At 68.5% G+C, this 12089-nt stretch carries 11 protein-coding genes; 6 read left to right on the top strand and 5 right to left on the bottom strand.

Annotated features, from left to right (window positions below):
- Positions 1-64: 64 nt before the first annotated feature.
- Positions 65-1192, bottom strand: coding sequence for a phosphate ABC transporter substrate-binding protein PstS (pstS, locus tag OG303_RS26695; RefSeq protein WP_405871435.1), 1128 nt, complete (start codon positions 1190-1192; stop codon positions 65-67).
- A 334-nt stretch (positions 1193-1526) separates the two neighbouring features.
- Between pstS and OG303_RS26690 the strand changes: the two genes are divergently transcribed.
- Positions 1527-3074, top strand: coding sequence for an FAD-binding oxidoreductase (locus OG303_RS26690; protein WP_405871434.1), 1548 nt, complete (start codon positions 1527-1529; stop codon positions 3072-3074).
- A gap of 6 nt (positions 3075-3080) precedes the next feature.
- Here OG303_RS26690 and OG303_RS26685 read toward each other — a convergent pair whose 3' ends face one another.
- The 4 genes from OG303_RS26685 to OG303_RS26670 all read right to left on the bottom strand — a co-directional run bounded on the left by OG303_RS26685 (position 3081) and on the right by OG303_RS26670 (position 6672).
- Positions 3081-3788, bottom strand: coding sequence for a phosphatase PAP2 family protein (locus OG303_RS26685; protein WP_405871432.1), 708 nt, complete (start codon positions 3786-3788; stop codon positions 3081-3083).
- Positions 3789-4008: 220 nt separating this feature from the next.
- Entirely contained in the window at positions 4009-5016 is a 1008-nt protein-coding gene (locus OG303_RS26680; protein ID WP_405871430.1) for an NlpC/P60 family protein, read from the bottom strand.
- Between the two features lie 252 nt (positions 5017-5268).
- On the bottom strand, positions 5269-6042 hold the full coding sequence (locus tag OG303_RS26675) for a trypsin-like peptidase domain-containing protein (protein WP_405871429.1): 774 nt from the start codon (positions 6040-6042) through the stop codon (positions 5269-5271).
- A 201-nt stretch (positions 6043-6243) separates the two neighbouring features.
- Complete coding sequence (locus OG303_RS26670; protein WP_405871428.1) at positions 6244-6672, bottom strand: ATP-binding protein; 429 nt, start codon at positions 6670-6672, stop codon at positions 6244-6246.
- Between the two features lie 187 nt (positions 6673-6859).
- Here OG303_RS26670 and OG303_RS26665 point away from each other — a divergent pair, with 187 nt between their 5' ends.
- From OG303_RS26665 to OG303_RS26645, 5 genes are all read left to right on the top strand, one after another.
- Positions 6860-7705: a helix-turn-helix domain-containing protein gene (locus OG303_RS26665; protein ID WP_405871427.1), complete on the top strand. Its 846-nt coding sequence runs from the start codon at positions 6860-6862 to the stop codon at positions 7703-7705.
- Positions 7706-7717: 12 nt separating this feature from the next.
- Complete coding sequence (locus OG303_RS26660; RefSeq protein WP_405871426.1) at positions 7718-8065, top strand: DUF397 domain-containing protein; 348 nt, start codon at positions 7718-7720, stop codon at positions 8063-8065.
- A gap of 310 nt (positions 8066-8375) precedes the next feature.
- Entirely contained in the window at positions 8376-9749 is a 1374-nt protein-coding gene (locus tag OG303_RS26655; RefSeq protein ID WP_405871425.1) for a peptidase S8, read from the top strand.
- Between the two features lie 341 nt (positions 9750-10090).
- A complete protein-coding gene (locus tag OG303_RS26650; protein WP_405871424.1) occupies positions 10091-11404 on the top strand; it encodes a peptidase S8 in 1314 nt (437 codons plus the stop codon).
- 364 nt (positions 11405-11768) lie between these two features.
- The gene (locus OG303_RS26645) at positions 11769-12077 is read left to right on the top strand and encodes a hypothetical protein (protein WP_037622434.1); all 309 of its coding nucleotides are present in this window, start codon (positions 11769-11771) and stop codon (positions 12075-12077) included.
- The last annotated feature ends 12 nt before the right edge of the window (positions 12078-12089 follow it).

Genomic DNA, 12089 nt, shown 5'->3' with positions numbered 1-12089 from the left:
CGTGGCGGCGGTGCACCGGACGGTGCGGTCCGGTCCCGGGTCGGGACCGGACCGCACGCTCAGATCAGCTCAGGCCCTCGATGGTGGTGCGGACCTTGGCGATGATGTCGGCGGGGATGGGGGCGTACTTCAGGTTGGTCAGCAGGCCCTGACCGTCCTCGGAGGCGATGTAGCGCAGGAACGCCTTCGTGGCGGGGAGGGTGTCGGCCTTGTTGCCCTTGTCGCACGCGATCTCGTACGTGACCAGGGTGATCGGGTAGGCACCGTCGGCCTTGGTCGCGTAGTTCAGCTCCAGGGACAGGTCCTTGCCCGTGCCCACGACCTTCGCGTCGGCGATCGCCTTGGAGGCGGAGTCGCTGCTCGGGGCGACCGGGGCGCTGGCGCCCGTGTTGATGCTGACGGCCTTCACGCCGTCGGCGACGTAGGAGAGCTCGAAGTAGCCGATGGCACCGTTGGTCTGCTTGACCTGCGCGGCCACACCGGAGGACTGCGCGGCGGACTGGCCGCCCTTGGCCTGCCAGGCCTTGCCGCCGGAGTAGTTCCAGTCGCTCTTGGCGGTGGCGATCAGGTACTTGGTGAAGTTGTCCGTGGTGCCGGACTCGTCCGAGCGGTGGAACGCCTGGATCTTGAGGTCGGGCAGCTTGGCGGACGGGTTCAGCTTCTTGATCGCCGGGTCGTTCCACTTGGAGATCTTGCTGTCGAAGATCTTCGCAAGGGTCGGGGCGTCCAGAACCAGGTTGTCCACGCCGGACAGGTTGTAACCGACCGCGATCGGGCCGCCGACCATCGGCAGGTCGATGCCCTGGCCGCCGGAGCAGACCTTCTTGGAGGCGGTGACCTCTTCGGGCTTCAGCGCGGAGTCGGAGCCGGCGAAGGCCAGCTGACCCTGGGTGAAGGAGGTGACACCCGCACCGGAGCCGCCGGCCTTGTAGTTGATCTGCACGCCACAGGCCTTGGAGAACTGCGCGACCCACGCGTCGATCGCGTTCTTCTGCGCGGACGAGCCGTCGGACAGCAGCTGACCCTTGGCGTCGTCGCACTTGATCGAGCTGGCGGCACCGGTGGCGGAAGCGCTGCTGCCGCTGTCGCTGCCACTGGTGTCGTCCGAACCGCACGCCGTGAGGACCAGGGCGCTCGACGCGGCGAGAGCACCGAGGGCGATGGCCCGCCGATTCATGCGCTGAAGCTTCACTTGAAAGAGTTCCTTCCAGGAGCCGCCGTCCTGAATTCGGCGGCGTGCGGAGTCGAAGACTTGGCGAGGGGGACGCGCCTTCCAAGGTTCGGCCCGCATCGCGTAAGGCCGAAATTAGGCAGATCAGGTGAAGGCGCCTACGGCCGCAAATGAACGCAAGGTGAACCCCTGCAGACGTTGTGGTGAGGTCACGGAATGCTCACGGGGAGAGCACATGGAGGTTCCGTCCGATCAGGCCCCACCGGTCCCACGGTGACACAGGGGTGACACTGCCGCTGGAACCCATGAGGTCGGCGAGCCGTCTCGTAGTCCGAGAGCCATCGGGAGGCGCAACATGGAACGTCGTACGTTCATAGGCGGCGGCGCGGCCGCCATCGCGGCAGTCGCGACGGCCGCCTGCAAGGGCGGATCCGCGGACGCGGACACCACCAGCTCGTCCTCCAACGGTACGTCGATCAGGTCCACGTCCGCCTCCGCAGCACCCGCCAACTGGACCGCCCTCGGCCGCGACCTCGACGGCACTCTGATCCGCCCGGGCGAGGCCAACTGGGCCACGGCCCACCAGCTGTACAACACCCGCTTCGACGGCCTGAAACCGGCCGCGGTGGCCTACGTCGCGCATCCCGACGACATCCGTACGACCCTCGCGTACGCCCGCGCCCACGACATCAAGGTCGCGATCCGCAACGGCGGCCACTCCTACGGTGGTTGGTCCTCCGGCAACGGCAAGCTGATCGTCGACGTCTCGAAGCTCAAGCAGATCCGGGTCAGCGGCGGCCAGGCGGTCGTCGGCGCCGGTTCCAAGCTGATCGACGTCTACCGCGCGCTGGCCGCGAAGGGCGTGACGATACCGGCGGGCTCGTGCCCCTCGGTCGGCGTCTCCGGCCTGGTGCTGGGCGGCGGTCACGGCGTGGTCTCCCGGGCGTACGGCCTGACCTGCGACAGCCTCACCCAGGCGACGCTGATCACGGCCGACGGCAAGCAGCTGACCGCCAACGCGAGCGAGAACAAGGACCTCTTCTGGGCCCTGCGCGGCGCGGGCAACGGCAACTTCGGCGTCGTCACCGAACTGCACTTCAAGACGCACCCCGCGCCGCAGGCGGTGTCCGCGTACGTGACCTGGCCCTGGTCGAAGGCCGCCGCCGTGGTGAAGGCGTGGCAGGAGTGGGGCCCCGACCAGCCCGACGAGATCTGGTCCTCCTGCCACCTGGAGAACGGCGGCTCGCCCACCGTGTCCGTCGCGGCGTTCTCGATCGGCACCTACGGAGAGCTCCAGAACGCCCTCGACCGCCTGGCCGACACGGTCGGCTCGCCGGCCCGCAGCGTCACGCTCAAGCGGCATTCGTACGAGGGCGCGATGGAGGCGTACGCGGGCTGCTCGTCCTTCGCCACCACCGCGCAGTGCCACCTGCCCGGCTCCACGCCGAACCGTAATCCGCAGGGCGCCCTGGTCCGGGAGACCTACACGGCCCGCTCGGACTTCTTCGACCGCTCGATATCCGCGGCCGGCATCCAGACCCTGCTCACCCACGTGAGCTCGGTCCAGGGCGGCGCCGGCAGCATCGCGCTGACGGCCCTCGGCGGCGCGGTCAACCGCGTCTCCCCCACGGCGACCGCCTTCGTCCACCGCCGTTCCCGGATGCTGGCCCAGTACCTCGCGTCGTGGCGCAGCGGCACGACCGGCTCGGCGGCCCAGTCCTGGCTGACGACGGCCCACGACGCGATGAAGCCGTACGCGTCCGGGGCGGCGTACCAGAACTACGCGGACGCGACCCTGACGAACTGGAAGAAGGCGTACTACGGCGACGCGACCGCAAGGCTGGCGACCGTGAAGAAGCAGTACGACCCGAACCGCTTCTTCACCTACCCGCAGGCCCTGTAGCGACCGCTACGCGGCGAGGTCCCGCTCGTCGGCTCCCACGGTCTCGTTCCGTGCCCCGGGGATCAGCGCGTCCTGCCCTACGGCGGACCGCCCTCGGGCGCGCACCAGCCACCCGCCCCACGAGGACCGCTCGACCGCCCTGAGCAGCGGCGTCAGCAGGGCCATGGCGAGCGGCGACAGCAGCAGCGCGACAGCCGTGCCGAGGGCGAACCCGCCCACCACGTCCGTCGGGTAGTGCACACCCATGTAGATCCGGCAGAACCCTTCGAGCAGCGCCAGGCCGATCCCGGCGAGCCCGAACTTCCGGTTGGCGACGAACAGTCCGACGGCCATGGCCATGGTGATCGTCGCGTGATCGCTCACGAACGAGTAGTCGGTCTTCCCGGACACCAGGACATCGAGCCCCTGGTGCGTGCGGAAGGGCCGGGGCCGCTCGACGAATCCTCGTATCGGCACGTTCACCAGCACCGCGAGTGCGGCCGCCAGCGGCGCCCACACCAGCGCGGACACGGACGAGGCGGCGTCCTCTGCGCCCCGGCGCCGCACGGACCACCAGCACCACACCACGAGCAGCACCATGGCGAGCAGCAGCCCGTACTCCCCGACGAACTCCATGACGCGGTCGAACCAGTGCGGTGCGTCCTTGGCCAGGCCATTGATGTCGTAGAGCAGGTCGACGTCGGGGTTCGACCCGGATTCGGCGAGTCCAGCCATGGTGCTGCGGCCCCTTCGTCGTCTGCTGCCGGGCACGCCCGCGCGCGCCCGCTTTCCCACCCCCGTGGTGGTAGATCACGTCGTAGACAACTCACAGATGACTACGAGAACAGGAACGCACGGTCCCGGTTAATACGTTCCACACTCCACCGAATGATCACTCAGACGTTATCGAAGAGAGACTCATCATTGCAGCTCAGGGGGTGGGTTCACGCTCGGTTCACACCGTCGTGGGCAACGCTTTCGCGCCATCTTCGGTGACCCTCGTGGCCCCGAAGTAGTCGGGGGTGTCGATCGGGTCGAACCGGATCACCGCGCCGGTCCTCGGCGCGTCGATCATGTACCCGCCCCCGACGTAAATCCCCACATGCCGGATGGCCCGGGAGTTGGTGAGGTCGTCGGAGAAGAACACGAGATCGCCGGGCAGGAGCTCCGCCCGCTTGGGGTGCGGTCCCGCGTTGTACTGGTCGTTCGCCACCCGCGGCAGCGTGATCCCGACACTCTCGTACGCGGCCTTGGTCAGCCCCGAGCAGTCGAAACGCCCGTCGTCGGCACTGGTCCCGTTGCCGCCCCACAGATAGGGCGTCCCGAGCTTCTTCTGCGCGTAGTAGATGGCTCCCGCGGCCTGCTTGGACGGATCCACCCGCGTCGTGGGCGCCGCGAAGCTCTCCTCGAGCGTCGTGATCGTCTTGACGTAGTTCTGGGTCTCCTTGTACGGCGGCACGCCCCCGTACTTGATCACCGCGTAGGACCCCGCGTTGTACGAGGCCAGCATGTTTTCGGTCAGATTCCCGGGTACGTCCTTCACGTACGAGGCGAGCTGGCAGTCGTACGAGGCGGCGGACGGAATCGCGTCCTGCGGGTCCCAGACGTTCTTGACGCCGTCCCCGTTGCCGTCGATGCCGTGCGTGGCCCAGGTCCCCGGGATGAACTGCGCTATTCCCTCGGCGGCCGCCGCGCTCTTCGCGTTCGGGTTGAACCCGCTCTCCTGGTAGAGCTGGGCGGCGAGCAGCGCGGGGTTGATGGCGGAGCAGAGGTTGCCCCACTTCTGCACGATGGCCGAGTACGCGGCGGGCACGGCCCCCTTGGCCAGCGCCTTCGTCCCTCCGCCCACCCCGTTGACGAGGTTCCCGGCGACGACGTACACACCGACGACGAGCAGCATCACGAAGGACAGGGCCGAGCCGACGACAGCCGTCGCCACGATCCATCCCTTACGCACCGTCAATCGCCCCTCGCTGCCCGGGAGTCCGTTCGCCCACGTCAGTCTAGGGGCGCGTCCCGCGTTCCGGGGTGATCACACAGAAGGAGAAACCGCACGTGGCGACGCTGTACCCGCCACAGAACCCGGCCCGGGCAACCCGTACGCCCCGCAAGGGGATTACCCGCCAAATGGGGCCCAATATCCGCCTTATGGCACGCCCCAGGCGTACGCCGCCGCGCCCCGGCAATACGCCCCGACCCCGGTCCCGGCGTCCGGTCAGGGATCGGCGGCCGCGTCGCGGTACAGCTCGGCCGCCTCCGTGCCGAGCACCACGCTGTAGGAGATGTCGGCCGTGACGCCGCCCTCCTCGTGCCCGCCCAGAATCCCGACGACCTCCTGGTCCCCGTTCACCCAGGGGCTGCCGCTGGTCCCTCCCGAGAGGCCGGGACACTCGATCCGCTGCTGGGTACGGCTGTGCGCGGTCGGCTTGTTGGTGCAACTGATGGGGACTTCACGGGAGTTGGGATACCCGGTGACGGTGACGGCGGTGGCTCCGGTCGCCATGCCGGCCACGAACCGGTTCCCGCCGACCTCGTCCTCGACGCCCTTGCCGTCCTGGTCGCCGAGAATGCCGAAGGCGACGTCACTGTCCTCGTGCTGCCCCTTGGCCCACCCGTCGGGCAGGAACGATCTCCGCACCGTCCACACCCCGTACGGCGCCTTGCCGTCCCGGTACCCCGGCGCGAACACCAGGTCACCATCCCCGTTCAGGCAGTGGGCCGCGGTGACGATGAGATTGCGGTTCGGGCTGTGCACGACGGAGGCGGTGCAGAAGTGCCCGCCCGCGAGGGACGAACGCCGGTCGGCGTCGAAGAGGGCCCCGACTCTCGCGGTCTGCACACTGGGAGCCGCGACGGCGGTCACCGCGAACGGGCCTGGGCCGTCGTCGGCGGACGCGAGGGAGGCGGAGGTGAGGGCCGGCACGAGCAGCACGATGGCGGCGTACACGGGCGTCGCGATACGACGGTTGATGCGTGAGGTGCGCTTCATCGGAGCCCACTGTGGCCGACGAAGGTGAGAAACGGTCTGCCGTTCACCGGGATTTCTCCGTGAACGGCCCCTTCTGCGGCTGGGGGGCGTCGACGAGACGGGGCAAGGCGCCTGGTGACACGGACATGGCTCGCTGCCTCCGTCTCCAAACCTCATCGGCGTCGCATCCACCGTACGGCGGAACCACCACCCTCGCCTCCCCTACCGACACTCCGCCCACAGCAGCTTCCCGCCCTTCGAGGCCCCCAGCTCCCGCAGCACGGAGACACCGACCGCATCGGCGCAGGCCCGCACGAGGTGCAGTCCGCGACCGTCTTCGGCGTCCCACGGGGGCAGGGCGGGCAGGACACCGTCGTCCGCGAACCCGGGCGGGACCCTCGGGTCGGCATCCCATACGGCGACCCGAAGCCGACCGGGTTGCATCGGCCGGACGCGCAGGGCGTAGGGCCCGCGGGTGTGCCGGTGTGCGTTGGCCAGCAGCTCGGAGGCCAACAGCTCGGCTGTGGGGATGAGTTCGGTGAGTTCGTGGGCGGCGAGCACGGTGCGGAGGGTGGCGCGAGCGATGCCCGGGGCGCGTGGATCGTGCGGGAGTTGGAGGGTGTAGGCCCAGGACGGGGATACGGTGGCCATCGGAAGTCTCCGATCACTGTGGGGAGTTGGGTCGTGACCCTGTGACGGTGCCGCCCCGTCGGGCGGTGTGCTTCTGGGCGAGGCGCCTGGACACGAAGGTAGCGGCAAGTTGTAAGTTGTTAGACCCAGATGCCTGAAGGTCTTCGATGTTCACGCTTGTGGGTGACGAAGGAGTCGAACGTTGGGCATGAGAAGCACCCCCACCGGCCGTCAACTCCGGCTTGGGGCAGAGCTGCGCAAGTTGCGCGAGCGCGCGGGCCTGACCTCGACCCAGGCCGCGCAGTTCCTCGGGATCAAGCAGAACCAGGTCAGCAACATGGAGGCCGGCCGCCATGGGGTGAGCCCCGATCGCCTGCGCTCGATCGCCTGCAGTTACGACTGCTCGGACAAGGCCCTCATCGAGGCACTCGTCGCCTTGACTCCCGATCGCAAGCGCGGGTGGTGGGAGCAGTACCGCGAACTGCTGCCCAACGCCCTGCTCGACCTTGCAGAACTGGAACACCACGCCCAGGCGCTGCACGACACCACCACGGCACGCATCCCCGGCCTGCTCCAGACTCGCGCCTACGCACTCGAGATCTTCCGCCAGGCCGTCACCGAACTCTCGCCGCCCGACATCGAGCACCGCCTCTCGTTCCGCATCAAGCGACAGAAGATCCTCTTCGACGAAAGCCCCACTCCATACGCGACCGTGATCCATGAAGCGGCTCTGCGCATGAAGGTCGGCGGCCCCACCGCCACTCATGAGCAGTTGCAGCACCTGCTCGACATGAGCGAACGCGAGCACATCACCCTGCGTGCCATCACCTTCGAGGCCGGCGCCTACCCGGGGTCGGGGCAGTCGATCTACTACGTGCACGGCGCCGTACCGCAGTTGGACACCGTCTACCTCGACCAGTCCCACGGCATCGCCTTCCTCGACGCCGAAGCCCAGTTGCACAAGTACCGCACGCTGTTCGAGAGGGTCGAGACCGTCGCGCTCGCCCCGGAAAAGACCCGAGACCTCATCCACCGCGTGATGCAAGAGCTGTGAGGAAGCCCCCCCATGGACCTGTCCTGGCAGAAGTCGTCGCACTGCTCCGAAGGCGCCTCCTGCGTCCACGTCGCCGCCACCCCCGAAACGATCCACCTGACCGAATCCAGCGACCCGACCGGCGAGATACTCACCGCCACCCCGGCCGCCTTCGGCACCCTCCTCGCCCTGCTCAAGAACGAACCGCACGCCGCCCCCCACCCCCCGATCCAGGTCACCTTCGGCGACGGCGACACCATCCGCATCCACAACACCACCGCCCCGCACACCACCGTCACCACCGACCGCCCCAAGTGGGACGCCTTCGTACTCGGCGTACAGGCAGGCGAGTTCGACCACTTCGTCACGGCGCCGCGGTAACCGTCGTAGTGACCGGACCCACGCCCCCTGAACGCACGAATGAACCCACGGATCCACGCGCGTAAACCTGTACAAAACCTGTGGGCCTGCTGTGCGCAGAGTCAAGCCGCCCCCATCCCCCCTCCATCGCCCCACCATTGATCAGTAACCCCCCAACCCCCTTCAGTAATGCGGAAGTCAGAATTCCGAAACTGTCTTGTTTGTCGCGTACTCAACAAGCGATGGTCTACGCGGGTCGCCGCCCCTGCCGGGAACCCCCGGCAGTCCCCCCACCGCAGGCCTCTGCCAAACACGTCCAGGAGGCTTTACGTTGCGTACGACCACCCCCAACTCCCCCCACATACCCGGTAGATGGCGCCGCGTCGGCTCGGCCGCCGCGGCCACCGCCGCACTGGTCATCGCCGGACTCGGCACCGCCGTCCAGGCGAACGCCGTCACCCCCACGGCCGCCCCCGCCGCCCACAAGGTGAGCGCCAAGGCGATCGCCACTCAGGTCGCCAAGGCCCACGTGAAGTACACGAACGCGTGTGCCGCGACCCCGAAGAAGGGCTACGCCGCCTGTAACGCACTGCGCGTCACCGGTGGCACCACCGCCTTCATGGAGAAGCAGGCCGCGCTCAAGGGCGTCACGCCCAAGACCGTCAAGCCGAACTCCGCCTCGGACGACCCGACCGGTTACGGCCCGTCGGACATCCAGTCCGCCTACGGCCTGACCTCCGCGGCCGCCTCCAACGGCTCCGGCCAGACCGTCGCCATCGTCGACGCCTACGACGACCCCAACGCCGCGGCGGACCTGGCCACTTACCGCTCGTACTACGGCCTGAGCGCCTGCACCACCGCCAACGGCTGCTTCAAGAAGGTCAGCCAGACCGGCTCCACGACCTCCCTCCCCACCGCCGACAGCGGCTGGGCGGGTGAGATCTCGCTCGACCTCGACATGGTCAGCGCGACCTGCCCGCAGTGCAACATCCTCCTCGTCGAGGCGAAGTCGGCGAGCGACGCCAACCTGGGCACGGCGGTGAACGAGGCCGTCAAGCTGGGCGCCAAGTTCGTCTCCAACTCCTACGGCGGCTCGGAGTCCTCCTCCGACACCACCTACGACTCCTCGTACTACAACCACCCGGGCGTCGCCATCACCGCCAGCGCGGGCGACGAGGGCTACGGCGCCGAGTACCCGGCCGCGTCGAAGTACGTGACCGCGGTCGGCGGCACCAAGCTCTCCACGTCCTCCAACAGCCGTGGCTGGACCGAGAGCGTCTGGAACACCAGCAGCACCGAGGGAACCGGCTCCGGCTGCTCCTCGTACGACGCCAAGCCGTCCTGGCAGACCGACACCAGCTGCACCAAGCGCATGATCGCCGACGTCTCCGCCGTCGCCGACCCCGCCACCGGAGTCTCCGTCTACGACTCCTACGGCGACGACGGCACCGGCTGGAACACCTACGGCGGCACCAGCGCCTCGTCCCCGCTCATCGCGTCGGTCTACGCCCTCGCGGGCACCCCGGGCAGCAGCGACTACCCGGCGCAGTACCCGTACAACGCGGCCGGCACGTCCGCCCTCAACGACGTGACCAGCGGCAGCAACGGCTCCTGCACCACCAGCTACTTCTGCACCGCGAAGTCGGGCTACGACGGCCCGACCGGCTGGGGCACCCCCGAGGGCCTCGACGCCTTCACGGGCTGAGCGCTCGGCACGACCTCCCCGTCGGGTCACGGGGAGCCGCCTGATTGAGGAGTGCGTGGGGCCCTCCTCGGCGGCATGGAAAGGGAAACGGGTCACGGCAGCCGGCCGCGGCCCGTTTTTCCGTGCAATCCCCCTGAGATCACTGTGAGTTGAGTAAAGGACCAGACCGGGTTCGGTAATCCGGAAGTCAGAATTCCAGGAGCCCTCTGGTTGTCACGTACGCAACAAGAGATGGTCTTGGCGGGCCGCCGCCCGCCGCCGGAACACCCCACATCTGCCCGACGGCATCGCACCCGCACCGCCCCTGTTCCACCCCATCAGGAACATCAGGAGGCTGCACGATGCGTTCCACTCCCCCCAACAGACCCTCCCTGCACGGCGGTTGGCGCCGTATAGGCACCGCCGCAGCGGCCACGGCCGCCCTGCTCCTCACCGGCTTCGGCACCGCCGTCCAGGCCGAGGCGGCACAGACGGCCACCTCCACGAAGGCGACCTGGACCGCGACCCCCTGCGCCACCCCCGCCCACAAGGGCGAACTCGCCTGCGACTCCTACCGCGTGACCGGCGGCCTCACCGCCTACCAGAAGCAGCAGGCGGCGAAGACCGGCGTCACCCCCAAGGCCGCCGACGCCTCCACCCCCTCCGGCTACGGCCCCACCGACCTCCAGTCCGCCTACGGCCTGACCTCCGCCGCCGCCTCCAACGGCTCCGGCGAGACCATCGCCATCGTCGACGCCTACGACGACCCGAACGCCGAGGCCGACCTCGCCACCTACCGCTCGTACTACGGCCTGAGCGCCTGCACCACCGCCAACGGCTGCTTCAAGAAGGTCAGCCAGACCGGCTCCACGACCTCCCTGCCCTCCGCCAACACCGGCTGGGCCGAGGAGATCTCCCTCGACCTCGACATGGCCTCCGCCGTCTGCCCGAACTGCAACATCCTCCTCGTCGAGGCGAAGTCGGCGACCATGGCCAACCTGGGTACGGCCGTGAACCGCGCGGTCACCCTGGGCGCCAAGTACGTCTCGAACAGCTACGGCGGCTCGGAGTCCTCCTCCGACACCACGTACGACTCGTCCTACTTCAACCACGCGGGCGTGGCCATCACCGTCAGCGCCGGCGACAGCGGCTACGGCGCCGAATACCCGGCGGCCTCGAAGTACGTGACGGCAGTGGGCGGCACGGCACTCTCGAAGGCCACCTCCACCACCCGCGGCTGGACGGAAACCGTCTGGAAGACATCGAGCACCGAGGGCACCGGCTCCGGCTGCTCCTCCTACGACGCCAAGCCGACCTGGCAGACCGACACCGGCTGCACCAAGCGCACGATTTCAGACGTTTCAGCGGTCGCCGACCCGGCGACGGGCGTCTCGGTCTACGACTCCTACGGCATCACCGCCGGCTGGTACACCTTCGGCGGCACGAGCGCCTCGTCCCCGATCATCGCGGGCGTCTACGCCCTGGCCGGCACCCCGTCGTCCAGCAGCTACCCGGCCTCCTTCCCGTACGCGGCGGCCGGCACCTCGGCACTCAACGACGTCACGAGCGGCAACAACGGCAGCTGCTCCACCACTTACCTGTGCACCGCCCAGTCGGGATACGACGGCCCGACCGGCTGGGGCACCCCGGAGGGAGTCTCCGCCTTCACCGGCTGACTTGCTGACCCTCCGTCACCGAGCGGGCCGCGGCCACCAGCCGCGGCCCGTTCGTCCTGCCGGGATACTCTTCATCCGTCACCCGGCGAACATCGGCGCGACCACCCGACCGACCCGGTCGTCAGGAACGATTCAGGTCGTAAAAGGGGTCAACGACGGAACCACACCACAGGTTCCGCTCAGGCCTCATTGCCCGGCGTGACCTGCCGTGATACACAGAGTGACCTAAGTGCTATTCGTACGAAACCCGCCAACCAATGCCGCCAAGTCGACATACGACGGCAGCATTGTCGGCGAGAATGACCCTGACCTCTGCACCCCCGCAGGGGGACTGCAGAACTACCCACCAGGGGCGGTGACTTACATGCTCTTTGCGGCCGACAAGGGAGACATCAACACCATCATCGGCGGGATCGCTCCGGACTGGGGCCCCTTCGGCAGCCTGGGCAACGAGGCCAAGGTGATGGTCGAGGTCGTGATGGCGGTCGCCATCCTGCTCTGCCTCGGCATCGCCATCTGGGGCGCCGCGAAGCAGCGCATCGGCGCGACAGCGCTGCGCGACACCTTCAGTGCGGAACAGGGTAAAGGCCTGATCATCGCCGGCCTCACGGGAGTCTTCATCATCGGATCCCTGGGCACGCTCTTCACCATCGTGTACGGCATGGCTGTCTAGCTGGCCGTTTGC

Source organism: Streptomyces sp. NBC_00005 (genome assembly GCF_045160215.1).
In the GTDB taxonomy this organism is placed as follows: Bacteria; Actinomycetota; Actinomycetes; order Streptomycetales; family Streptomycetaceae; genus Streptomyces.
Note: the sequence above shows the minus strand (reverse complement) of the source record. Positions and strands in the feature narration are given on the sequence as shown.

Bases quoted from the DNA above. Each gene is read 5' to 3' on its own strand.
- OG303_RS26675 (WP_405871429.1), bottom strand. From the start codon at position 6,042: ATGAAGCGCACCTCACGCATCAACCGTCGTATCGCGACGCCCGTGTAC.
- OG303_RS26670 (WP_405871428.1), bottom strand. From the start codon at position 6,672: ATGGCCACCGTATCCCCGTCCTGGGCCTACACCCTCCAACTCCCGCAC.
- OG303_RS26665 (WP_405871427.1), top strand. From the start codon at position 6,860: ATGAGAAGCACCCCCACCGGCCGTCAACTCCGGCTTGGGGCAGAGCTG.
- OG303_RS26660 (WP_405871426.1), top strand. From the start codon at position 7,718: ATGGACCTGTCCTGGCAGAAGTCGTCGCACTGCTCCGAAGGCGCCTCC.
- OG303_RS26685 (WP_405871432.1), bottom strand. From the start codon at position 3,788: ATGGCTGGACTCGCCGAATCCGGGTCGAACCCCGACGTCGACCTGCTC.
- OG303_RS26690 (WP_405871434.1), top strand. From the start codon at position 1,527: ATGGAACGTCGTACGTTCATAGGCGGCGGCGCGGCCGCCATCGCGGCA.
- OG303_RS26645 (WP_037622434.1), top strand. From the start codon at position 11,769: ATGCTCTTTGCGGCCGACAAGGGAGACATCAACACCATCATCGGCGGG.
- OG303_RS26650 (WP_405871424.1), top strand. From the start codon at position 10,091: ATGCGTTCCACTCCCCCCAACAGACCCTCCCTGCACGGCGGTTGGCGC.